At 48.0% G+C, this 24,380-nt stretch carries 21 protein-coding genes and 3 tRNA genes; 3 read left to right on the top strand and 21 right to left on the bottom strand.

Going from position 1 to position 24,380, the window contains the following annotated elements; all coding sequences use genetic code 11:
• Window positions 1-122: 122 nt before the first annotated feature.
• The 4 genes from gltX to H0G69_RS01135 form a co-directional block, all read right to left on the bottom strand.
• Window positions 123-1,622: a glutamate--tRNA ligase gene (gltX, locus tag H0G69_RS01150; protein WP_006500498.1), complete on the bottom strand. Its 1,500-nt coding sequence runs from the start codon at window positions 1,620-1,622 to the stop codon at window positions 123-125.
• 74 nt (window positions 1,623-1,696) lie between these two features.
• Window positions 1,697-2,893 carry a PIN/TRAM domain-containing protein gene (locus H0G69_RS01145; protein ID WP_033934276.1) on the bottom strand — a complete coding sequence of 399 codons (1,197 nt, stop codon included), beginning with the start codon at window positions 2,891-2,893 and terminating at the stop codon, window positions 1,697-1,699.
• A gap of 46 nt (window positions 2,894-2,939) precedes the next feature.
• On the bottom strand, window positions 2,940-4,316 hold the full coding sequence (gene radA, locus H0G69_RS01140) for a DNA repair protein RadA (RefSeq protein ID WP_006500500.1): 1,377 nt from the start codon (window positions 4,314-4,316) through the stop codon (window positions 2,940-2,942).
• A 38-nt stretch (window positions 4,317-4,354) separates the two neighbouring features.
• On the bottom strand, window positions 4,355-4,894 hold the full coding sequence (locus H0G69_RS01135) for a dCTP deaminase/dUTPase family protein (RefSeq protein WP_180304984.1): 540 nt from the start codon (window positions 4,892-4,894) through the stop codon (window positions 4,355-4,357).
• A 162-nt stretch (window positions 4,895-5,056) separates the two neighbouring features.
• Between H0G69_RS01135 and H0G69_RS01130 the strand changes: the two genes are divergently transcribed.
• The 3 genes from H0G69_RS01130 (at window position 5,057) to H0G69_RS01120 (ending at window position 7,499) form a co-directional block, all read left to right on the top strand.
• On the top strand, window positions 5,057-5,356 hold the full coding sequence (locus H0G69_RS01130; protein ID WP_006500502.1) for a GNAT family N-acetyltransferase: 300 nt from the start codon (window positions 5,057-5,059) through the stop codon (window positions 5,354-5,356).
• Window positions 5,357-5,369: 13 nt separating this feature from the next.
• Window positions 5,370-6,050, top strand: coding sequence for a ribose-5-phosphate isomerase RpiA (gene rpiA / locus H0G69_RS01125; protein WP_056967504.1), 681 nt, complete (start codon window positions 5,370-5,372; stop codon window positions 6,048-6,050).
• 111 nt (window positions 6,051-6,161) lie between these two features.
• On the top strand, window positions 6,162-7,499 hold the full coding sequence (locus H0G69_RS01120) for a C1 family peptidase (protein WP_143112786.1): 1,338 nt from the start codon (window positions 6,162-6,164) through the stop codon (window positions 7,497-7,499).
• A 60-nt stretch (window positions 7,500-7,559) separates the two neighbouring features.
• Here H0G69_RS01120 and H0G69_RS01115 read toward each other — a convergent pair whose 3' ends face one another.
• The 17 genes from H0G69_RS01115 to H0G69_RS01035 all read right to left on the bottom strand — a co-directional run bounded on the left by H0G69_RS01115 (window position 7,560) and on the right by H0G69_RS01035 (window position 24,337).
• Complete coding sequence (locus H0G69_RS01115; protein ID WP_048345388.1) at window positions 7,560-8,423, bottom strand: alpha/beta hydrolase; 864 nt, start codon at window positions 8,421-8,423, stop codon at window positions 7,560-7,562.
• Window positions 8,413-9,108 carry a 2,3-bisphosphoglycerate-dependent phosphoglycerate mutase gene (locus H0G69_RS01110; protein WP_006500506.1) on the bottom strand — a complete coding sequence of 232 codons (696 nt, stop codon included), beginning with the start codon at window positions 9,106-9,108 and terminating at the stop codon, window positions 8,413-8,415. The genes H0G69_RS01115 and H0G69_RS01110 overlap by 11 nt, the downstream gene beginning before the upstream one ends.
• Before the next feature lie 182 nt (window positions 9,109-9,290).
• Window positions 9,291-10,244, bottom strand: coding sequence for an AEC family transporter (locus H0G69_RS01105; protein ID WP_180304983.1), 954 nt, complete (start codon window positions 10,242-10,244; stop codon window positions 9,291-9,293).
• A gap of 107 nt (window positions 10,245-10,351) precedes the next feature.
• Complete coding sequence (locus H0G69_RS01100; protein WP_180304982.1) at window positions 10,352-11,317, bottom strand: beta-galactosidase small subunit; 966 nt, start codon at window positions 11,315-11,317, stop codon at window positions 10,352-10,354.
• Window positions 11,301-13,184, bottom strand: coding sequence for a glycoside hydrolase family 2 TIM barrel-domain containing protein (locus H0G69_RS01095; RefSeq protein ID WP_180304981.1), 1,884 nt, complete (start codon window positions 13,182-13,184; stop codon window positions 11,301-11,303). Before H0G69_RS01095 ends, H0G69_RS01100 begins: the two co-directional genes overlap by 17 nt.
• 220 nt (window positions 13,185-13,404) lie before the next feature.
• Window positions 13,405-13,490, bottom strand: a tRNA-Leu gene (locus tag H0G69_RS01090).
• 43 nt (window positions 13,491-13,533) lie between these two features.
• Window positions 13,534-13,983, bottom strand: a complete 450-nt coding sequence (locus tag H0G69_RS01085; RefSeq protein ID WP_180305366.1) for a SprT family protein — start codon at window positions 13,981-13,983, stop codon at window positions 13,534-13,536.
• A gap of 4 nt (window positions 13,984-13,987) precedes the next feature.
• Window positions 13,988-16,150: a Tex family protein gene (locus H0G69_RS01080; protein WP_180304980.1), complete on the bottom strand. Its 2,163-nt coding sequence runs from the start codon at window positions 16,148-16,150 to the stop codon at window positions 13,988-13,990.
• Between the two features lie 106 nt (window positions 16,151-16,256).
• The gene (gene nadE, locus H0G69_RS01075; protein ID WP_034541326.1) at window positions 16,257-17,087 is read right to left on the bottom strand and encodes an NAD(+) synthase; all 831 of its coding nucleotides are present in this window, start codon (window positions 17,085-17,087) and stop codon (window positions 16,257-16,259) included.
• Window positions 17,088-17,112: 25 nt separating this feature from the next.
• A complete protein-coding gene (locus H0G69_RS01070; RefSeq protein ID WP_056967502.1) occupies window positions 17,113-18,576 on the bottom strand; it encodes a nicotinate phosphoribosyltransferase in 1,464 nt (487 codons plus the stop codon).
• An 11-nt stretch (window positions 18,577-18,587) separates the two neighbouring features.
• The gene (locus H0G69_RS01065; protein ID WP_033934264.1) at window positions 18,588-19,289 is read right to left on the bottom strand and encodes a GntR family transcriptional regulator; all 702 of its coding nucleotides are present in this window, start codon (window positions 19,287-19,289) and stop codon (window positions 18,588-18,590) included.
• Window positions 19,290-19,430: 141 nt separating this feature from the next.
• Window positions 19,431-20,147: an aspartate/glutamate racemase family protein gene (locus H0G69_RS01060; RefSeq protein WP_006500515.1), complete on the bottom strand. Its 717-nt coding sequence runs from the start codon at window positions 20,145-20,147 to the stop codon at window positions 19,431-19,433.
• A gap of 27 nt (window positions 20,148-20,174) precedes the next feature.
• The gene (locus H0G69_RS01055; RefSeq protein ID WP_048345382.1) at window positions 20,175-21,827 is read right to left on the bottom strand and encodes an aspartate-alanine antiporter-like transporter; all 1,653 of its coding nucleotides are present in this window, start codon (window positions 21,825-21,827) and stop codon (window positions 20,175-20,177) included.
• Between the two features lie 106 nt (window positions 21,828-21,933).
• On the bottom strand, window positions 21,934-23,283 hold the full coding sequence (locus H0G69_RS01050) for an MFS transporter (RefSeq protein WP_180305365.1): 1,350 nt from the start codon (window positions 23,281-23,283) through the stop codon (window positions 21,934-21,936).
• 180 nt (window positions 23,284-23,463) lie between these two features.
• Window positions 23,464-24,108 carry a hypothetical protein gene (locus tag H0G69_RS01045; protein WP_180304979.1) on the bottom strand — a complete coding sequence of 215 codons (645 nt, stop codon included), beginning with the start codon at window positions 24,106-24,108 and terminating at the stop codon, window positions 23,464-23,466.
• A gap of 69 nt (window positions 24,109-24,177) precedes the next feature.
• Window positions 24,178-24,249, bottom strand: a tRNA-Gln gene (locus H0G69_RS01040).
• Window positions 24,250-24,256: 7 nt separating this feature from the next.
• A tRNA-Tyr gene (locus H0G69_RS01035) sits at window positions 24,257-24,337 on the bottom strand.
• Window positions 24,338-24,380: the final 43 nt, after the last annotated feature.

Here is a 24,380-nt window from a genome sequence, read left to right as displayed (position 1 = left end):
ATCATCTTGAATTATCCAAACATTCAAGTCAAATAAAATGGGATCCTGATTCGGTCAAGCCGAATATCGGATCCCATTTTTAGTTTGAGCTAACGCCAAGTTGGTCGTCAGTCATCAAAATCTTAAAGCTTGCCGTTTTCTACCCGGTCAATCATGTCGTCCAGTCGAGCCAGCGTAGCTTTTTGACCAATCAGCTCAATGCTTTCCGGCAGTTGTGGGCCGTGGGTTTCATGCGTAATTGCAATCCGCAGCGGCATCCACAGCTTGCGGCCCTTAACCTTGGTATCGTTCTGCACGCCTTTGATGCAGCGCAGAATGGACGTCGCATCCATAAAGTCCAAGGCAGCAATCTTGTCACGGAAATCGCGCAGCACTACAGCAACCGTTTCCGCACTCATTTCTTCTTTAGCTTCGTCAGTCAGGATCTGTGGTTCTTCGACAAATGGCTTAGCATATTGAAGAATCTCTTCACCATACGAGATTTCCCGCTTGAAGATTTCAACGATCCGCCGCATCCATTCGATCTTGTATGGATCAGCATGTTTTTCAATCAAACCGGCATTGATCAAAAGCGGCATGGCAACATTGAAGACTTCATCTACATCAGAATTCTTCATGTATTGGTTATTGATCCAGCGCAGCTTCTTGCGGTCAAAGGCAGCCGGCGACTTGGACAGACGCGTTTCATCATACATCTTGACGAATTCTTTGAGCGAGAAGATCTCGTCTTCGCCAACTGGTGACCAGCCCAGCAGAATAATAAAGTTATCCATAGCTTCTGGCAGATACCCCAGGTCGCGGTACTGTTCGATAAACTGCAGCACGGATTCATCACGCTTGGAGAGCTTCTTACCCGTTTCGTTGTTGATAATCAGCGCCATGTGACCAAACTTTGGCGCTTCCCAGCCTAAAGCCTCGTAGATCATCATCTGCTTTGGCGTGTTAGAAACGTGATCATCCCCACGGAAAACGTGGCTGATCTTCATCAGATGATCATCAACGACGACGGCAAAGTTGTAGGTTGGCATGCCATCACGTTTCATGATGACAAAGTCGCCGCCAACTGAAGCTGAGTCAAATGACAATGGCCCTTTAACGATATCATCCCAAGCGTACGTGTGATCCTTTGGCACGCGGAAACGAATAACCGGTTTTAAACCTTTTGCTTCAGCATCTGCTTGTGCCTGCTTGATCTCTTCATCAGTCATGCCAGCATATTCATATTCATAATGAGGCATCTGGTGAGCTGCTTTTTGCCGTTCCCGTTGCTCAGCCAGCTCATCTTCGGTCATGTAGGACTTGTAGGCCAGGTCTTTGTCCATCAATTCCTGAACATACTTTTCATAAATGTCCTTGCGTTCTGATTGACGATATGGACCGTAGTCGCCGCCGATGTCAGGACCTTCATCCCAGTCCAGTCCCATCCACTTCAGATTGTCCAGCTGACTGCGTTCGCCATCCGCGATGTTACGCTTTGTATCAGTATCCTCAATCCGAATGATGAATTTACCATGGTAGTGACGTGCGAACAGGTAGTTGAACAGTGCCGTCCGTGCGTTACCAATGTGCAGGTGTCCAGTCGGGCTAGGCGCATAGCGAACCCGAATTTCGTTTTTTGACAAGTTGTTCCGCCTCTTTCATAAAAATTGAAAATATTTCTATTCTAGTGTACCGTGCAATGCTTAAATTGCAAATACTAGTTTTTGCGATTATTACGATCGTTATTCTTATGATCAGTCTTTTTGGTTGATTCTGCCAATCGTTTCTGATCCTGACGCTCGCTGCCGTCAATGCCATGCGATGACGCTGAATGTACTGGACGCGCGAAGATCATCCGGCCGGCATCAGTCTGCAGCGCACTGGTTACCTCAACGTCCAGCTGCTCATTCATGTAGTAGCGGCCATCTTCAACCACGACCATCGTGCCATCATCCAGATAGGCAACCCCCTGTTGGCGCTCGGTCCCTTTCTTAACGACTACGACCGTCAGCTGTTCACCTGGAATCACGCGTGGCCGCAATGATTTGGCCAGGTTATTGATGTTAAGCACCTGTACGTTTTGGAATTGAATGACCTTGTTTAGATTGTAGTCGTTGGTAACGATCACGCCGTCGACCTTCTTGGCCAGAGCAATCAGCTTTTCATCGACTTCTTTGATATCTTCAAAATCACCTTTATACATCTCAACTGGAACGATCTTTTCGCTGCGCAGCTTGTTTAAGATATCCAAGCCGCGCCGTCCCCGTACGCGCTTGATGCTTTCGCCGGCATCCGCGATATACTGCAGCTCATAAAGTACGAAATTCGGTACCAAAAGCGTTCCTTCCAAAAAGCCAGTCTTGACCAGATCATAAATGCGGCCGTCAATCAGGATGTTGGTATCCAAAATCTTATAGTGATGATAGTTTTCATCTTGACGCTTGATTACCTGAGCTTCTTGATCATCTCGTCCACGCCGCGTTAAAAGCCTGCGCCATTCATCCTGACGCGTGGTTCCCAGATGAAAACCCAGATAGCTGAACAGGATCATCAAAAGCACCGGCAAGACATTGTTGACAACGGGAATACTCAATCGCCACAGCGGAATTGAGATCAAAATCGCCAAGATCAAGCCAAAGATCGTTGAAATCGCCCCAAAGAGCAGATAGGTCAGACTCTTTTTAGTCAGTGCATTTTCTGCCTGTTTCAGCATCTTAATCGTCCAGTCAGTCAGCAGCAGTGAAATCAGCCAAAAAACAAGTGCTCCAATCAAAAAATCAATTGCTGACTCAATTGGCCGTGCCAGCTGAACGCCAAGCTGATTGCGCATGGCAATCCAAATCGGTGGTAGATAGTAAAAACCAACTGCTGCCCCCACGATTACGAACAGCAGTCTAATAATTCTCTTTCTCACCTGCAGCCCTCCTTTGATAAATCGTTATGGTGTCGTAATTTCTATTTTACGCTAATGCGAGTCGTAATGCCTCATTTATAGTCGTAACGCCGACCACTTCAATATCAGCTGGCGGATTCCAGCCCTGCAGATTGTTTTTAGGAACCAAAATTCGTTTAAAACCCAGCTTAGCTGCCTCAGCAACGCGCTGCTCAATACGGCTGACACGACGAATCTCACCGGTCAGCCCAACTTCACCGACAAAGGCATCATCAGGACGCGTTCCCTTGTCGCGGTAGCTGGAGGCAATCGCGATGGCAATCGCCAGATCAATCGCCGGCTCATCCAATTTTACGCCCCCGGCTGCCTTAAGATAGGCATCCTGATTCTGCAGCATAAGGTTGGCACGCTTTTCTAAAACTGCCATGATCAAAGAGACCCGATTCCGATTCAAGCCCGTCGCCGTGCGTTGAGCATTGCCAAAGACAGTCGGCGTAACCAGGGCCTGAATCTCAACCAGGATTGGCCGCGTCCCTTCCAAGGAAACCACAACGGCTGAGCCAGTAGCATCCTGGAGTCGCTCTTCCAAAAAGATCTCAGATGGATTTTTGACCTCTGCCAGCCCCGCCGTGCGCATTTCAAAGATGCCCAGTTCATTGGTCGAGCCAAAACGATTCTTAACTGCCCGCAAGATTCGATAGGTATGATGCAGATCGCCTTCAAAGTACAAAACGGTATCAACCATGTGTTCCAAGATTTTAGGTCCTGCCAGCGCGCCGCCTTTAGTAACGTGACCAACAACAAAAATCGTAATGTTCTTGCTTTTGGCAATCTGCATCAGCTGCGCGGTAACCTCTCTGATCTGCGACACGCTCCCAATCGCACTGTTGACATCGGTTGCCTGCATGGTCTGGACCGAATCGATCACCACGTATTCAGGATTCAGATCGTCAATCGTTGCCCGAATGCTGTCCATACTGGTCTCAGGGTAGATGTAGAAATCATCGCCGGCTACTGCCAACCGTTCGGCACGCATTTTGATCTGCGCACCGCTTTCTTCGCCCGAAACATACAGGACGGAATGCCCTTCATCGCTGAGCTGGCCCGAAACCTGCAGTAAAAGCGTTGACTTACCGATTCCCGGATCCCCGCCAATCAAAATCAGCGATCCTGGTACAATGCCGCCGCCTAAAACACGATTGAGCTCATTTAGCTTAGTCTTGACGCGCGGCAGCTTTTGCGCATCGATGTCCTTAACGCGCTGCGGTTTGGCAACGATTCCCGTCAAAGTCGACGAATGCCGCGTCGTGCTTTGCGCATTTACCGTCTCGACACGCTCTTCAACCAGAGTATTCCACTGACCGCAGTTGGGGCAGCGACCAAGGTAACGCGGCGAATTATAGCCGCAGTTTTGACAAATATACTGGGTCTTGACTTTCGCCATAGGCATTTCCTTTCTTGATAAAAGCTGGTTAGCTGGAATTATTTTTTAGTTGAGCCAAAGCCGCCTGCCCGATCGTTTTTAGGCATTGACTCATCATCAGCCGTTAAGTATGGCATAAAGATGCCCTGCGCGATTCGCTCGCCTTTTTTTACATGGTAGTCAAAGAGCCCATAGTTCAGCAGCTGTACGAAAATCTCGCCTTCATTGGCTGGATTGTTATAGTAGTCAGCATCAATGATTCCAACGCCATTGGGCAGAATCAGTCGCCGCTTTAAGGGACCACTGGAACGATTGAAGAGCATCAGCACCTCATCTGGCTGCATGTAGGCCTTGATTCCAGTAGGCACCAGCACCGGCTTGAGCGCCTGATCGCCAGCCGTCAGCTCTTCTTCTCCCGGCTTGGCAGCATGTTTGATGGCATGCAGCGCTTTAAAAAGGCCCTGTTTCCAGATTGAAGGCACCACAAAATCAGCAGCGGCCTCAAAGTCATAGCCAGCTGCCTGCTTGGTTTGCCGCTGCGGCAGGTTTAGGCCGGCATCAGCATACTTGGCAACAATCTCAAATCCTCTTTTTTTCATTTCTTCACCTCTAAAATTCATGCGTTCAGTTTTTATTTTTTAATCGTAACTTATCTTTAAACTTGTCCAGCATTTAATTGTAGCATGTTAATCCTTGACAATCATTTCAGAACCATGGAAAATCAAGTTGGATTAAATTTATTAATGATGGAGGGGACAAAAATGCAATTTGTAACGGAACCGCATCGCATCAGTGCTATCGATGATAATGGCAAATGGGTCGGCGACATCAGCTTTCCGCCAGTTGCCGGCTATCCTGACCGCGTCGTCGCAGAGCGTGTTTTTGTCGCTCCTGAAGGTCGTGGCCATGGACTGGCGGCCGAGCTTACCAAGCGCTTCGTCGATTATGCCCATGAACGCCATCTGACGGTTAAACTGATGTGTCCATATGTTAAAGCGGCATTCCGTGATCATCCGGAATACCAGGATCTGCTATTGCCGGAGGATCGCTTTAATCAATAAAGGAGCGTTCTATATGGACCAAAATGAATTAAAATCGCTTGTTGGCCGGGCTGCCGTTGAATATATCAAAGACGGCATGATCGTTGGCTTGGGGACTGGCTCGACTGTTCGCTACATGGTTGACGCGTTGGGCGAACGCGTTAAAAATGAAGGCTTGAACATCATCGGCGTCACGACCTCCAATCGCACGACCAAACAGGCACAAAGTCTTGGCATCACCATCAAAGACATTGATGAAGTCGACCACATCGACCTTACGATTGATGGCGCAGACGAGATCAGCGATGACTTCCAGGGCATTAAAGGTGGCGGTGGCGCCCTGCTTTGGGAAAAAATCGTTGCCGACATCTCAAAGCATTACATGTGGATCGTTGATGAAAGCAAGATGGTTCACCAGCTGGGGGCCTTCCCACTGCCAGTTGAAGTAATCCCGTTCGGTGCTCAGCATGTCTTTAACAAGCTGGCTGCTAAGGGCTACCAGCCAACTTGGCGGATGGATGGCGATCAGCGCTACCGTACCGATGAAAATGACTACATCATCGATCTGCACCTGGGCAAAATCGATGACCCGCAAGCCATGGCCGAAGAACTGATTCACATGGTTGGCGTTGTTGAGCACGGCTTATTCTTAAACCGAGTCAATGACGTTATCGTTGGTCGGCAAAATGGGCCAGAAATCCTGCATGCCCGCTAATTAAAAAGGCTCAGCCGCGCAGAATGCCCGGCGAGCCTTTTTTGATTACTTTTTTGGCGTGAATCAAACATTCGACTATAATTAAGTCATTATCTTAAAGGAGTGATTTTTTTGAGTTTTGTCATTAATGCCGACCAACTGAAAGATTTCAAGCAAGACTATGCCAACCGTCAAGAGACTCGGATTCTTGAACGAACCGTCGCCAAAAATGGGGTCAAGGCCGCCAGCTTTGACTGGCATGCGATTGCCGACAATGATCAGCACTTCTCAATTGATCTGGCAACCGGTGACGTCGCCGATCAAAAACAGTCGGGACGCTGCTGGCTGTTTGCTGCTTTAAACACGATGCGTCACAACATGCAGAACCGTTTCAATCTGCCGGATGATTTCGAGTTGTCACAATCCTATGCCTTCTTCTGGGACAAGTTCGAAAAGGCCAACTGGTTTTATGAAAACATCATTCAGACTGCCGATCTGGATATTGACGATCGCAAGGTAGCCTGGCTTTTGGATGCACCCCAATCTGATGGCGGTCAATGGGACATGCTGTGTGCATTGATTGAAAAGTATGGGGTCGTACCTAAGTCGGCTCAGCCCGAAACCTACAATTCCAGCCGCTCAAACGAAATCAATGCTGTTTTGAACAATCAATTGCGTCATGATGCCGTAATTCTGCGTCAATTGGTTCATGAACAGGCCAGCGAATCCCAGATCAACGCCACGCGCAAAGAAATGCTCAACACCGTCTACCGCATGCTGGCATATGCTTTTGGTGAACCGGTACAGACCTTTGATTTTGAATATCGGACTAAAAAAGACAAGCAGTTCCATCGCGACAGCAATCTGACACCGGTAGCATTCTTTGATAAGTACGTTGGCTGGGATCTGAGCGAATACGTCTCCATCATTCAGGCACCAACCAAAGACAAGGCCTACCACAAGACCTACACGATCGAGATGTTGGGAAACGTGGTTGGCGGTCGTCAAGTCAAGCACTTAAACCTTTCAATGACGGAATTAAAGGAACTGGCCATCAAGCAGCTGCAAAACGGCGAGAGTGTCTGGTTTGGCTCTGACGTTGTCAAATATTCCGAAACCAAGCTGGGGATTCTGGCGCTCAACACGTATGGCTATGAAGATCTGTTTGACACAAAGCTGACCATGAATAAGGCTGACATGCTGGACTATCACCAGTCAATGATGGATCACGCCATGGTCTTGACCGGGGTTGATCTGGTTGATGGCAAGCCAGCCAAATGGAAGGTTGAGAATTCATGGGGACCAAAAGTCGGCGAAAAAGGCTACTTTGTCATGAGTGATGAATGGATGGATCAATACGTCTATCAAATCGTCGTCAATAAAAAATATCTCAGTGATGAACTCAAGGCTGACCAGGCTCAAGAACCAATCGTCCTCAAACCATGGGATCCAATGGGAACTTTGGCCTAACAACGACTTGATAGCTGCAATCAAAAAACTCATTGTCTAATCAGGCAATGAGTTTTTTGTCTATTTAACGTTGCGATCCAGGAACTCGCGGGCAATGTCATAAATCTGCTGACTCCAGAAGTCGCGCTCATGAACGGCCCCTCGTACCCGGTAGGCCTCAACGGCAACATGATGCTTTTCCAGCTCATGATACATGTCTTCCATTTCATGATATGGCACGGTCTTGTCGGCATCCCCGTGCATCAGCAGAAATGGCGGATATTGCTGATTATCCTTGACTTGATATAATGGGCTCATTTCCCGCTTGATGGCCGGCCATTTTGTTGGATCGGTACCAAACAGACAAAACTGCATGGCATCCGAGCCAGGCACATTTTTAGAAAAAGCAAACGTATCAGCGACGTCCGTTGGGGCAAAACAGCTGATTACGGCATCAACGGCATCTGACTGATCAGCATAGTCAGCCGTCTCATAACGCGGATCATTCGGCGTCAGCGCGGTTAAAAGCGCAGCATTGGCCCCGGATGAGGTTCCCCAGATACCAACCCGATCAGGATCAATTTGATATTCAGCGGCATGGGCTCGCAGATAGCGAATCGCAGTCTTGACATCCTGTAAAAACGCAGGAAAGGCATGCCCATCCAAGGCACTGCGATGCTGAACGGTTGCCACGATATAGCCAGCATGGACGAACTGGACTAATTGCGGAATCTTTTCACCTAAAGTCGGGGTCGTCCAAGAGCTGCCTTGAACAAAAACCAGCAGTGGTCGCTTGGTTTGCGGCAGATCCTTGTAGCGCTGCGTCCATGGTGCCAGAATCGACATTTTCTGTGCCTCGCCATCAGCTGCTGAATAGACGATATCTTCAATCAGTCTGACTTGACCGGCCAGTGTAGGATTGTTGGAGATTTCTTTAATTGACATGCTGTTCACCATCCGTAATAAATTTTTTCTCGATAATGTTTAAGTGATCGTCAAACCGGTATAAAATCGGCTCACCATTCGGCACCTCAACTTGATCAATCTGATCGTCAGCAATCGAATCCAGATATTTGATCAAGGCTCGCAGCGAACTGCCATGCGCAACGATCAGCTGATTTCTGCCATCCAGAAGTCGTGGGGCGATCTGATCCTGCCAATATGGCAACAACCGCTCCTGGGTCATCTTGAGGCTTTCGCTAAGCGGCACCTTTACTCCTAAACGGTCATAGCGTCGCTCGTGGGTACGTTTCTTAAGCATTGGCGGTCGTTTTAAAAAGCCGCGCCGCCACTGATGCAAAGTTGCCGCGCCGACCTCTTTTTTGACCGCGTCCTTGTTTAAGCCGCTTAAAGCTCCATAATGACGTTCATTCAGTCGCCAGGTCTTATGGATCGGCAGCCAGAGTTGATCGATTTTTTCCAGAATCAAGTTGGCCGTAATAATTGCCCGCTGCATGTAGGAAACATGGACGTCATCAAACTGCAGGCCTAATTTTGCCAATTGATCACCAACCTGTTTGCCTTGCTGAATTCCCAATTTGGTGAGCGGTGCATCGCTCCATCCCGTAAAAACGTTATCCTTATTGGCCTGACTCTGACCATGCCTAACGATTACCAGTGTTGCCGTCATCAATAAACTTCCCCCTTATGCTGCTGCTTTAACTATAACGCAAATCACCGATCGAAACGACTAATCAGATCAATAAAACTTTTTCTTAAAGATAAACGTCAAACGGCCAGCTTGTCTGGATTCGACGACAGGCTGACCGCTCATTTCTTATTTATTGGAGATTCGGCAACTTTAACCATTAATTAGTGGACCAAGGTTTTAATTGCCACCATTAAAATTGGAATTACAATAATTGAAAGCGTGGTGGTCTCAGTTACCATAATTGCAGCATAGTTGTAGTCAGCATGATACATTCGCGAAACGACCGGCGCATTGGTCATGACCGGCATTGCTGCCTGCAGAATAAAGACCTGCTTCATCATCAGCGGCATGTTGCTCGGCAGCACCAAAATCGTCATCAGCAGTGGTGCCAATAAGAACCGGCCCAGCAAAATCCCCCAGGCATCGCGCGTAAAACGAATTCTTGACAGCCCGGCATTGGACAGCACGATGCCGATAAACAGCATTGACATCGGAATCGTTAAATTACCCAGATAAGCACAGGTACTGATGATGAATTTAGGCAGCCGGATATGCAAAGCTACCAGAACCACCGCCAGCATAAAGCCAAGCAGCGGTGGCGAGAACAGCTTGCCCAGCGCCTGCTTGAAATCAATCTTGGCTTCTTTCATACCGTCATGCTGAATCAGCCAAACACCCAGCGTCCAAAAGAAAGTCGTATTGGCCATGTAATAGACCAGCACGTATGGAACCGAACGCGCGCCAAACAAAGCCAGGTTGATCGGCAGCCCAATAAAAACCGTATTGGAATTAAAAAACATCGAACTGAACAGACCAATGTGGCTCTTTTTGATGGCCAATGCTCTAGCGACGGCAAACGACAATGCAAACAGGATCAGCATCGATAAAACCGGGTAGCGCAGATCCGGCAAAAGCGTCTTTAGCTCAGCCGCCGTAAATTTGGTTGTAATCGTACTGATCATATACGTTGGTAAAGCAACCTGGGTAACGATCTTTGAAATAACCTTAGGTGAACCGGGCGTAAACCAATGGCGCTCATTCATAACAAACCCAGCTGCAATCATGATTAAAATGATCAAGACTCCCGACAGACTTGACCAGAATATGCTTAACATATCTTCAGCCTCTCTCTAATGCAAATTAACATAATTAATTTTACACCCGCTGGCTGCTTTAAAAAATTAAAAATGGGAATTTTTTAATCAAATTCCCATTTTTCAAACTATTCAATTGTTGGTTCAATTGCAAAACTGAATTGATAGTCTTGATCTGCTGGCAGGTGATACTGGTCCTCAACGTCGGCACCCCAGCTGTCAATCCCGCCAACACCGCGTACGGCTCCCGCTACTACCAAAACGGTGCGACGTTTGAGCGGCAGTTCTTCAATGTGTGTTGCGTTTTCCAACTCTGAAGCGGTATATGGCAGCAGACTAAAGTTGAATGGCTGATCAGTTTGCTTGACAGTCAGCGCAAACGGCCGCTCGTCATGGTCGGCGTTATTTTGGGTTTGATTGCGGACAATTTTCAGCCGTGAGCTTTGCATGTGCATCCCCATTTCCTGCGGCGTTAAGTAAGGCGTTACCGGAACTCTATCAACATGCCAGGTTCCTTTGACTCCCCCCGCCATTCGATCGGGATAGGTTTCACCAGACAAGCCATCGTATTCAAATTCAGTTGCCAAAGTCGGCATAATCAGCCGCACACCAAAGACGGGTAGTTCTGGCAGCCCAGCCTGACCAAAGTAATGGGCTGCAATACGACATTTACCGCTGGCATCAATCGCATAGGCTACCTTGACCTGCGCTGCTGGATTGGTTGCTGTCTCGTAAGTAAACTCAATCTTAACCTGATCAGCAAATTCATGATTGCTGAACTGATTGGTCAACGGCGCAATCGGCAGCTGATCAAAGTGACGGTCATCAACGGTCAGATCAATATTGATGCACTTAGGCGCCAAGTCTGCTCCCAGCCATTGGGCACTCTTAAAATTAAAGCCGTTACCGCGGTCATTATCGGTCGTTGCTCGCCAATAGGTTGGATAAAGCGGCCGGTACAGCCATTCCTTACCGTTAAAACGCATTGACTCCAAACCACCCTTTTCGTAGCTGAACAGATATTGGTAGTTCTGACCGTTCAGTCCCAACAGGCCATCATCATAAACGACGTGAATCTTATTTGTGCAGTCCATAGTAGTATCTTACCTCCTGCATTGCTGGCTTTGGCGTCCGGTCGGCAAACATCAGTCCATCACCGGAAAACTCATTGTCACTGTGGCGGTCATCAAAATCGCCACCATAGCGCATTACATCTTGACCACTGATCTCATCGTGAACCAGCAGCGCCTGATCGATAAAGTCCCAGATAAATCCACCAACGTATTGCGGATACTTGTCGATCAATTCAATGTATGACCCCATGCCGCCATCTGAATTTCCCATGTCGTGCATGTATTCGCATTCAATAAACGGCTTGTCGGGATTATTCTGCAGATATTCCTCAACCTTCTTTGGCGGCAGATACATCCAGCTTTCAAAATCAGAAATCCGATCGCGATAGGCTGGCGTGTGCACGACGCCTTCATAGTGAACCAGGCGGCTGTCGTCATGATCTTTGTAGAATTCCTGCATTGCTACCAGATTATCGCCGGCATATGATTCGTTGCCCAACGACCAGAATAAAATCGCAGTATGGTTCTTAAACGTTTCATAGTTGGTCCGGGCCCGATCAACTACAACTTCTCTCCATTGCGGGATGGAGCCTGGTACGTTAAATGACGGCTCATCTTGGCCCATTTTCTGCCAGGTTGCGTGGGTTTCCAGATTATTTTCGGCCATCATGTAGATCCCTTCTTGATCACACATGTAGTACCAAGGAATCTGGTCTGAATAATGGCAGGTTCGCACGGCATTGATGTTGTTTTCTTTAAACGTGGCCATGTCCTGTTCCATGTCGGCCATCGTTACGCAGCGTCCCGTCCGGCAGTTCCATTCATGACGGTTGACGCCGTTGATGATCAAGCGCTGACCGTTGAGCAGAACCACGTGATCAGCATTGATTTCTACGCGTCGGAAGCCGAATCGATAAGGAACGACCTCTAAAAGCTGACCGCCTTGATCGCGCAGCTCGACAAACAATTGGTAGAGATAAGGATGATGATTATCCCAGAGATGAGCATCCTTAACTTTAATGTCATGTACACCAACCCGTTCAGCAGCCGCTTTGCTTTCATCAACGATCAGATTGCCCTGTGTATCAAAGACTTTAATCAAAACCTGACCATCTTGTCCCTGCAGCTTTAGATCCACGTTAAAGATTCCGGTTTTAAAGTCATCAGTTACGCGCGGCTTAAGATCCAAGTCTTCCAAATGCAGCTTAGGCTGACCCAACAGCTTGACACTTCTAAAGATCCCTGAAAAGCGGAACATATCTTGGTCTTCCAGATAAGAAGCCGTGCTGTGCTTATATACGCGAACTGCCAAAATATTGTCCGTGTCCTTTAAATAAGGCGTCAGGTCAAACTCGCTAGGCGTAAAGCTATCTTCAGCATAGCCAATGAAATGACCGTTCAGCCAGACATACATCGCGCGCTCAACCCCCTCAAACCGAACACGAACTTTTTTTCCGCGCAGTGATTCGTTTAGATCAAAGTGCTTGACGTATGAGCCATTGGTGTTATCAGTTCCCTGACTGAATGAGCCGGCCTGCAGATCATCAGGGCTCAAGGCATAGGCTGGGCGCCGATAGATCTTACCGGCCCATGGATACCAGATGTTGGTGTATTGGTTTTGAGCATAGCCGTTTAATTCGATCATGCTGGGAACCTTGATCAGATCCCATTGACTGACATCATAGTCCGGTGCATAAAATTCCTTAATGCGGTTTTGCGGATCCTTGGCAAAGGCAAAGCGCCACTGACCATCCAAACTCTGAGTAAAGCTGCTGCTTTGCTGACCAGCCTCGGCATAATCAAGATACCATTGATGATCACTGTGGGCTGGCAGCTGATTGACCCGGAACGTCTGCGGATCATCCAGCCATTTTAAATCTGCTTGCATTAAAAAGCGCCTCCTCAAATCAAATTATTCTCTGTCTATTTAGTATAGCGCTTTCATGAACGATAAAACAGTATTATTTCACTAAAAAATTTACTAAATTAATTGAAAAGCCACTGCAGACATAATTAAAAATCTGCTCAAAAAAAGTCCGCTCCTGTTTTTCAAGAGCGAACTTAAAAGCAATAAAAAAGCACCTGACTAACGCCAAGTGCAATAAGAGTGCGGCAAAGAGGACTCGAACCTCCACGGTCTAAAACGACCACAAGATCCTTAATCTTGCGCGTCTGCCAATTCCGCCACTGCCGCATCAACAAATAACATTTTACCAGAAATGCTACTTGTTGGCAAACTATTTTTTGGTTAAAAGTTCAAAATAACTGTCGCAGCGCCGACAGACAAACCGCTGCACGTCAAAGCGCCGCATGCGACCAATCCGAATGCCGCAGCCACTGCATTGATAGATCCATTTAAATTGCTTCTCGGCTTGCCTAACTGCTGGAGCATAGCGCAGACCGCCGACTCGTTTTAAAAGCGTCTTGAATTCAGAAGTATGATGACAGTCATGACCAGCCAGATGCAGATGATAGTGACAGAGCTCATGCAATACGACGCCGCGCAGATTGGCCAGGTCAAACTCTTCATACATCAAGGGATTGATATCGATATGATGGTCTTTTAAATGATAGCGGCCGCCAGTCGTCTTTAAGCGGCGGTTAAACCAGACCCGGTGCTTAAACGGTCGCTGAAATGCCTGCAGCGACCAGATCTGGGTCAGTCTCTGCAGCTCTTCGTCAGTCATCTGGTCACTCATTTGGCTGAACCATCGTCAGCTGTACGCGCTGGCGCTTTAAGTCTACGCTCAGCACCCAGACGTCAACGATATCGCCAACTGCTACGACTTGACGCGGATCCTGAATGAACTTCTTGGTCAGATGCGAGACGTGAACCAGCCCATCATGCTTGATGCCAACATCAACAAAGGCACCGAAATCCACAACGTTGCGAACCGTCCCCTGCAGCTGCATTCCCGGCTTTAGATCCTCAATCGTCAAAACGTCTTGTCGCAAAAGCGGTGCCGGCAATGAGTCACGCAGGTCTCGTCCTGGTTCGCAAAGCGAGGCAATGATATCTTTAAGCGTTGCCAAGCCGACTTTTTCACTGACGAACTGTTTAATATCCAACTGCCGCAGCTGCTGGGCAGCCGTTGGTGAGCCAAGTTCATTGGTTATGCCGGCTGCCTGCAGCAACTGACGAGCAATTGCATAGCTTTCTGGATGAATATCAGTGTTATCCAATGGTTCATCGCCATCCACGATTCGTAAAAAGCCCACTGCCTGCTGGAAGGCTTTAGGTCCTAGGCGGGGAACCGATTTTAGCTGCATCCGGCTGGTAAAACGGCCATTTTCATTGCGATACCGCACGATATTTTTTGCCAGCGTGGCGTTTAACCCAGCAATGTGGGCCAGCAGCTGATAGCTGGCCGTATTAAGATTAACGCCGACCCGATTGACGGCTCGCTCAACGACGGCATCCAGTTCAACTTTCAGTGCCGTTTTAGGCAGATCATGCTGATACTGACCAACGCCAATGGCTTCCGGACTGATCTTTACCAGCTCGGCCAATGGATCTTGGAGACGCCGGCCAATACTGATGGCACTGCGCTTTTCTACCGTCAGCTCTGGAAACTCGTCACGCGCGTCCTGACTGGCTGAATAGACTGATGCGCCAGATTCATTAACGATTACATAATAAACGGGACGCTTGATTTTTTTGATTGTCTGAGCCACAAAACGTTCTGACTCACGACTGGCCGTCCCATTACCGATTGCAATCATCTCAACCTGGTAGTCCTCAATCAGCTGCAGCAGCTGTCCTTCCGCCTGTTGACGCTGATTCTCTGGTGCCGGCTTGTGTGGGTAGATAACGGCCACTTTGAGCAGCTTGCCATTTGGATCCAGGACTGCCAGCTTGCAGCCCGTCCGATATGCCGGGTCAAATCCCAAAACCACCTTACCCTTGATTGGCGCCTGCATCAGCAAATGATAGAGGTTTTCACCAAAAACCTTGATTGCCTGCTCATTGGCCTGGTCAGTCAGTTCGCGCCGCAATTCCCGCTCGATTGCTGGTCCCAAGAAACGCTTGTAGGCTTCGGCAGCCGCGTTTTTGACAAACTCAGCAGCGTTTTGAGCACTGCTTTTTTTAACCAGCCGGAAATTTAGATAATTTTGGACGATCTGCTCATCGGCAAGAATCTTGACGCTTAAGATCTTAGCTTTTTCCCCACGATTAATGGCTAAGACACGATAGGAATTCATTGCGGATAAAGGGGCGGAAAAGTCATAATATTGCTGATAGACGCCCTCTGAATCAAGTTCCTGACCGCCTTTTTTAACCGTCGCGATCAGTTCGCCATGCTGCTTAGTATAGTTGCGCAGCCAAGCGCGAATCGTACTGCTTTCACTGATCGTTTCGGCCAGAATCTCATTGGCCCCCTCCAAGGCTGTCTGAACGTCAGGAACGTCTTGACTGATAAATTCAGCAGCCTTGCCGTCCAGATCATTTCCTTTAGCCATAAAGATCCAGTTAGCAAGCGGCTGCAGGCCCTGTTCACGGGCAATCTGTGCCTTGGTGCGGCGTTTTTTCTTATAAGGCAGGTACAGGTCTTCAACAACGTTCAGTTCGGTAGCCGTTTCAATCTGCATTCTTAAAGCCGGCGTCAGCTTGCCTTGTTCCTCGATTGCTTTGATCACGGTCTGTTGACGATCGCGCAGATTCTTTACCCGATGCCACTGTTCTTGAATTCCCTGCAGCTGAACTTCATCCAGGCTGCCGGTTGCCTCTTTTCGATAACGAGCAATGAATGGAATCATATTGCCCTCTTCCAAAAGGCTCAAGGCGGCTTCAATCTGCCGATCTCTTAATTCTGGCAGCTGCTGGCTCATTAATTTAAGATCATTTTTTTCCATAGCGATCCGTAACTCATTTCTTTTTTAATCTTTTTGCTGCATTAGTCGATTAACCATTATAGGGCCCAGCGTTCGGCAATGGCCGAGCCTGGGCCCTATATTAATGCTAGTCTTTCCACCAGGTATCCAATGGACTAACTGGCAGGTGACGCTTGTGCTTGGTTTTAAGATACCAGCCCTCAATTTTGGCGGCTGCTTGATCGGAAACTGGCTTGCCTTCTAGATAGTCATCAATTGCTTGATAAGTAACGCCTAATGCCTTTTCATCAGGCAGGGCTGGCCGATCTTCTTCCAGGTCAGCAGTCGGCGTCTTTTCATAAAGTACTCTTGGCGCCTTTAGATATTCCAAAAGCTGGCGTCCCTGGCGCTTATCCAGCTGTGACAGTGGCGTGATGTCAGCCCCGCCATCGCCAAATTTTGTGTAAAAGCCAGTAACTGCTTCAGCGGCATGATCGGTACCAACGACTGCCCCGCGGAACTCACCGGCAATTGCATACTGGGCAATCATTCGCTCTCGAGCCTTGACGTTGCCTTTGTTAAAGTCGCTGATCTGCAGCCCATTTTGTTCAACCGCGGCAACCATTGCATCAACGGCTGGCTTGATGTTGACTCGCATGGTCTGATCAGGCTTGATAAATTCATTGATCGAAAGCATTGCATCAGCTTCATCGGCCTGTTCGCCATAAGGCAGCCGGACGGCAATAAAACGATAGGCATCGTCTGCAGTTTCTGCTCGCAGGCTTTCAACTGCCAACTGTGAAAGCCGTCCCGCCAAGCTTGAGTCCTGACCACCGGAGATGCCCAGCACCAGTGTTTTTAATCCGGTCTTCTTCAGATAGTCCTTTAAAAATTCAACGCGGCGCTTGACCTCGATTGCCGGATCAATTGATGGCGTTACGGCCAAGGTATTAATGATTTCTTCTTGCAGCTTGCGCATATTCTTTCCCTCTTTAGTCTAGATCCTAGTTCAAATGCTTAATGTATTCCTTAACGTCTTTGATGATTTTCATCTTATTGTCATAGCACTTTTGCGATAAGTCAACCGGATATACTTCTGGATTGAGGTTTCGCTTATATTCTTCCCACAGACGATCCAGATGCCGCTGGCGAGCCTGACGAATCTCGTTCATACTTGGCTCTTGGTAGACTTGCTGACCATCGACGAAAATATCCTTTAAAAGCGGCCGAGCAATGAAGTCCTCAACCGTTTTATTCAGGAACGGATAGTTGGGGTCGAACATATAAAGCGAGTCCAGCTGACGCGGATCTTCATCAGCCAGCGTTACATAATCGCCCTCGCTTTTTTCGCTGCCTCGATCGGTGATTCGCCAAACCTGATGCTTGCCAGGGGTCGACATCTTGGCGGCATTATTGGAAAGTTTGATCGTATCAACCATCTGGCCATGATCATCTTCTAAGGAAACCATCTTATAGACTGCTCCCAGCGTCGGCTGATCATAACTGGTAATCAGCTTGGTGCCAATTCCCCAAACGTCGATCTTGGCACCCTGCCGCTGCAGATCCATAATCGTTCGTTCATCCAGATTATTGGAAGCAAAGATCTTGGCGTTGGGATAGCCGGCTTCATCCAGCATCTGACGTACTTTTTTGGAGAGGTAGGCCATATCACCAGAATCAATTCGGACACCCTGGAAATTGATGGCATCCCCAAACTCATCAGCGACTTTGATTGCATTGGGAACTCCGCTTTTAAGCGTATCAAAGGTATCAACCAAAAAAACACAGTCATGATGGGTCTGAGCGTAGGCCTTAAAAGCATCATAATCATTGCGGTATGCCTGCACGAGCGCGTGAGCATGCGTACCAGATACCGGGATGCCGAACAGTTTGCCAGCCCTTAGATTGCTGGTAGCATCGAACCCGCCAATATAAGCAGCCCGCGTGCCCCAGATTGCCGCGTCAAATTCCTGCGCCCGCCGCGAGCCAAATTCCATCACTGGCTGATCGCCAACGATTGACTTGATTCGAGAAGCCTTGGTGGCAATCATGATTTGATAATTAATAATATTGAGCAGTGCCGTTTCTACCAGCTGGCATTCCAAAAGCGTGCCCTCAACTTGAATGATCGGTTCATGACTATATACCAGATCACCTTCAACCGCACTGCGCAGCGTTCCCTTAAATCTAAAGCCACGCAGATATTCAATAAATTCGGGATCAAACTGCTGCGTCGACTTGAGGTATTCAATATCAGAATCTGAAAAATGCAGAGCGTTCAGATAGCGAATAATATGGCTCAAACCAGCAAAAACTGCATAGCCATTTCCAAACGGCATCTTACGGAAAAAGGCCTCAAAAACCACGTGACGATTGGCAATGCCTTTTTGCCAATAGGTCTGCATCATCGTCAGCTGGTAGGCATCGGTATGCAGAGCGATACTGTCATCTGGATAATCAAACTTCATATAAACTCCTTTTATTTTTCCAACACGAATTCAAAGCGACTGCCGACATATTGAGTATGGACATATTCAAAAGGCCGGCCATCCTGCAGATAGGAAAGCTGAATCAAATGCAGCAGCGCGTCACCACGCCGAATCCGCAGATACTCAGCAATCTTTTCAGTAGCGCTGATTGCCGAAACCCATTGCACGGCATGACCAGGATAAAGGTTGGCCTTTTTTTCCAAGGTGCGGTAAAACGATGAGGTGATCTCGGTTTTGCTGAAGTTTTCCACCAGTTTTGCCGGAACGGTCGCAACCTCATAACAGATTGGAATCTCATTGCCATAACGAATGCGCTCCATTCGCAAAACGCGCTCATCTGGTTCTAATTTAAGCCGTTCGATTTCACTTTGCGAAGGCGTTGTTAAATGATAGGAAATCGTCTTACTGGAAGGTTTTTTCCCAGCAGCAATCATCAATTCAGTAAAGCTGGTTACCCCGGCCATCTTATCTTGGACCTTCCGGCTGGCGACAAAGGTCCCTGAACCAACTCGCCGTTCCAAGACCCCTTCATCAACCAGCGTTTGAATAGCCTGGCGCAGCGTCATGCGGCTGACGCCAAATTCAGCTGCCAATTCACGTTCAGCTGGAATTTTTTGTCCAACCTTCCAATGACCATTTTCAATATTTTCACGTAATTGATTATGAATTTGAATATATACCGGTGATCCCATATCTTTTCCTCTTTTCAGACCATTCATTCACGGTTTATTTTTTTATTTTAACACGAATATAAGTTAGCCTAGACCAATTTAGCATTAAATCTTGGAACGAAAATAAAACGACAGCCACTTTGCATGGACTGTCGTTTTAGCTTATTGATTACCGTTGCGAATTGCCAAAGCTCGCGCCAACGAACGATTGACAATGATCGACTGTGAATCGGCAACGGGAAATTCCGTTTCTGGATTCATTTCGTTGGCATAGGAAAGCTCGGTACATCCTAAGATTACTACATCGCACTTTTGATCCTCAATCATCGTCCGGACCAATTCATGGAACTTCTTGCCATCTGAATGACCAGCTTCTTTAATATCATGGTAGATCAGATCTTCTGTAGCGTCCAAAATTGCTGGCGTGGGCTTGACCTCTTCATAGCCGGCATTTTGAATGTAAGAATCGTACAGACCAGACGCAATCGTGCCCCGCGTGGCCAATACCCCAACTCGCTTGGCATGTGGTGCGATGTTTTTGATCTCATTAACCGTTTCCTGCAGCATGTTTAGAATCGGAATTGAAGTTGCTGCCTGCAAGCGGTCGAAAGCATAGTGAGCCGTATTGCAGATCAAGACAAAAAATTCTGGTTTTAGAGGCGTAATCTGTTGGATATCTTCAATTAAGAGCGGATTATAGTCAGGCTTTTGGTGATCCAAAATCCATTCCGTTCGATCGGGAACCGTTGCATGATTCAAAACGATGTAATCAAGATAATCCTGGTCGCGGTGCGTTGGCGTACGCTCATCCAGCAGTCGACAATAGCTTTCGGTTGCCAGCGTACCCATGCCGCCTAAAACGGTAAAGAACTGTTTCATAAAAATCAACCTTTCTGATAATGACCATCATGACAAAATTGCCACAAACAAAGGCCCCAATAACGTAATACCTATATTACCAACAACAAATGCCGGCGTAAATGCAGAAGCAAGGTAAGCCCCACCTTCCAGACCCGCTTGCTCAGCCAGATCATTCATTGCGGCTGCCACGGTTCCCGAACCACACAGCGCTCCTAATAAGGCCAAGGGCTCAACGCGCAGTACAAACCTGCCAAACAGCAAGGTCAACAGATGTGGGGCCACTGAGACCAAAGCACCAATCAGCAGAATCCCAAACCCCAGTGACTTAATCGCACCAGTAAAAGCCTGAGCCGACTCCAGACCAACGCTGCCGACAAAAACAGTCAAGCCAAAGCTCTGCCAAAAAGAAGTTACCGTTGCCGGAATCGAGCGACATTCATGATGCCGATCAATCCAGCTGCTGAGCAAAAGCCCCATGATCAAAGCTGCCGTGCCGTTGCCAAGCTGCAGCGGCATGCCATTGACCTTGATACCAACCAGACCCAAAAGCGAGGCCCCAGCAATTCCCAAAGAGAACACCGTATAGTTGATGGCCTGTTCACTGGTATGCCAACGTCCAATCTGTTTTAGCAATGGTGCTGATTTGCTGGTATTACCAGTCAATGAGATTACATCGCCCGGTTTTAGCTGATTGATCAGATGCTCTTGACCACTTAATGGATCATGAATGTTTACAAAGACCCCATTTTGCCGAATCCTTGCCAAAGTGCTGGGATCAAAGTTTTTGCCAAGGACAAATTTTCGTTCGCGCGGGGCATTGGTTGGCGTTAAAACCTCCGTCAACCCGGTAATTCCCGTCAAATCATCAAAATGCAGCGCATAGCCAATCAAAGTCAGGCGATCACCTGCCTGCAGAACATATTCCAGCTTGTCGGTCATGCGATCCTGATGAAAGGCCGCCAGCGCAATCAAGCGTAAATCAAAGAATTCATTAATCTCACGAATCTTTTTGCCAACCAGCGGCGACTCAGCAGCCAGCCGGTAGGTTCGACGCCAGGTCGGATCAGGAGCGGGCGCGTGAAAGTGGTATTTTCTGGCCATCCGATCTCCCTGCTTGGGAACATCAATTTTTAGCAGACGCGGCGCAACATCGCGCAGCAAGATAATTACGCCCAGCGTGCCAAAGACATAGGTCAGCGCATAGGCAACCGGCAGCTGAGCTTCATAGGACAGCCGCAGCGTCTTGGTGATCGGCAGATTTTCCAAGGCCTGCAGCGAACTGGCAACCGTAGCCGACTGCGTCAATGAACCGGCAATCGTTCCGGCAGCCACGCCTGGTCCCAGATGAAACAGGACAAAACAGCCCCACGAGGTTAGAAAAGCGGCCAACAACCAAAACAGACTCACGGCAATCATCCGTCCACCAAACAGCTTCATACTGACCAAAAAAGATGGACCGATCCGGTAACCGATGGAAAACATGAAAGCGCCAAAAAAGATCGTTCCCAGCATCTTATCACGCGGAAAGCTCCCAGCCTGACCGACCACCAATGCTACCGCCAGCGTGCCCACGGTTGAGCCAAGCGTAAAATTGGTCCCAAACAGTTTGATATTTCCCAGGACATAACCGAGCGCCAGACAGATAAACAACGTAAAAATCTGCTGGTCAACCAAAAAATGCTGTATCTGCGCAATCATGGCAATTTTTCTTCTTTCTGGCAAGCTTTTGCCGATTTAAGTATCGAATAAAATTATATCATTTTGATGATCATCAAGCGAACGGCTTGACTATTTTATTGACGCATCATTTAGTGGCCGCGTTCTTCAATTGCTGCTGGCGGGAAAAATTAAGCCAGACCGCGACCAAGACGCTGAATGCCAAGATCACCAGCAGCCAAAAATCGAGGCGGCTGCCTTTAAACGTTCTCAGCGCCATTGATCCTTGTCCTTGGTTTTGACTGAGCGCAATCAAGGCAGTCATGATGCCAACGCCTAATGAACCGGCAAACTGCTGCGTCATATTAAAGATTGAATTAACGTCGGTTGATTTTTCTTTTGCCACCAAGGTCGAGGCATTGGCAATCGTATTGGAAAAGGCCGCATTAAAGCCCAGCCGCATTACGATAAAAAGTACCATTACGGATAGTGGCGTCAGCTGAGACTGGAAGACCAGCAGTCCAGTCGTTCCTAAAACGATCAAAATGCTGCCCAGACGAGTCGGCAGGCCATAGCCATAACGATCTGCCAAAAAGCCGGACAACGGTGCCATCACCGCCCCTAAAAGCGATCCTGGCAATAGAACCATTCCAGCAGTCAGTGATGAGGCATGCAAAACATACTCACAATAGATCGGCAGTGCCAATGATGCACCGATGTTGATGAACTGCAGACTGAAATAGGTCCATTCCGAAAGCCGTACGGACGATTGCGCAAAGACGCCCAGATCAAACAACCGTGTTTTACCGTGCTGATTTAACCAGACAAAACCGCCAAATAGAATCAAGCCCAGCAATAAGAGCAGCCAGCATGAACTCGTCCAGCCTGATTTGCCAAACCTAGCAACACCGGTGACGAGGCTGAACAGACTGCCGGCCAGCAAAAACAGAGCCCCAAAGCTGAACGGCTGTGAATTGCCAAACGGCTGGTTGCGAATCGTCAATTGACCAGCAATCAGACTTAACAGTGCCAGCGGCAGAATCAGCCAGAAAATAACGCGCCAAGATCCAGCTGCCAGCACGGCGCCGCCATATGTCGGACCCAAAGCCGGCGCCAACGAAATCACCATTCCCGCTACGCCATTCATTACACCTAAGCGCTCACGCGGGATCTGAGTAAAAATCAAAAAGAACATCATGGGCGTTGAAAAGCCCGTCGCAATTGCCTGAATCAACCGCCCTGCTAAAAGCATTGGAAAATTGACGGCCAACGCGCAGATCAGATCACCAATCACAAATGCCGAAACTGCCGCCAGATGCAGCCAGCGCGCTACCCACTGCCTTAAGCAATAAGCCGTAGTTCCCATTACGATCGTCACCATCAGCAGATAGCCGCCGGTAATCCACTGAACGACATCAAGCGAGACGCCAAATTCCTTGGCTAAGACCGGATAGGCAACGTTCATCGAGGTCTCGTTTAAAACACCAATAAAAGTCATTAAGGCCGCTGAAAAAATGGCCCAGTATGGATGCCTGCCGTTCAAAAAAATCCCTCCTAAAACTTAAAAAGCACGCAAAAAGGGCTATGGCAATCAGCTCCGCCACAGCCCTTTATTAACTTACTTAAAATTAGTATTGCCATTATAAATCAAATTAAGCCAGAATGCACGTTTTTATTTTCACAATGCTGTCAAATCTCGCAGCCACTGTCTGGTTGTTTCATCGAGTTCTTCATCAATCGAAAAAGCAAACGGCGCCAGCAATTGGCGAACCTTTTGCCAGTTCAGATGCGTTTCCTGGTACAAATCGGCCATCAGCAGCCCACTCAGCTGATTAATCTTAGCTGCCTCAGCCTGGCCCTGTCCCAACAGCATTGCAGCCGCTGTTTTTTGAGTCAGCGCCTGTCCTAACATGCGTTCCAACTCAGTCTGACTCAGCACCTGCCTGATCAAGATACGCTGACTGAGCGGAACGGCTGGGACCTCTTTTTGCAGAAATTTCTGCAGCACTGGCCAAAAATCGCTGATTTGCCAGAAAAACTGCCATGGCGTCTTGGCATTAAGCTCGACGATCAATTCAGCCATCAAATCAGCCAACCGACCATCCTGATTCCGCAAACGCGGTGCAATCTCTTGCAGCAGTCGTTGTGCCGACTCGCGCTGAACGCTTGGCAGTTTCTTTTTAATCGTCAAGGCAAAACGGACCGTTAAAAAATCCGTCAGCTGCGTTTCATCAATCACGGCTCCTTGATCATGACGCTTAACCTTAAAATCATTCAGCTTTTTTTGGCGAACTGATTTGGCAAACTGTCCTTGTTTTGGCATCTTAATCCTCTTTTCAAAAAAACTAAAAAAGCGTACAAAAAAAGCACCGCCAGCGCGATGCTTCATCAGTTGGGCTAGCTGGGTTCGAACCAGCGCATGACGGTACCAAAAACCGTTGCCTTACCACTTGGCTATAGCCCAATAATAATGGAGGAGGGTGGATTCGAACCGCCGAACCCGAAGGAACGGTTTTACAGACCGTCGCGTTTAGCCACTTCGCTACTCCTCCATAAGAGCTTAACTGTTATTGAAAACAATCAGTAACAATTAAC

The organism is Limosilactobacillus mucosae (genome assembly GCF_013423865.1).
GTDB lineage: Bacteria > Bacillota > Bacilli > Lactobacillales > Lactobacillaceae > Limosilactobacillus > Limosilactobacillus mucosae.
Note: the sequence above shows the minus strand (reverse complement) of the source record. Positions and strands in the feature narration are given on the sequence as shown.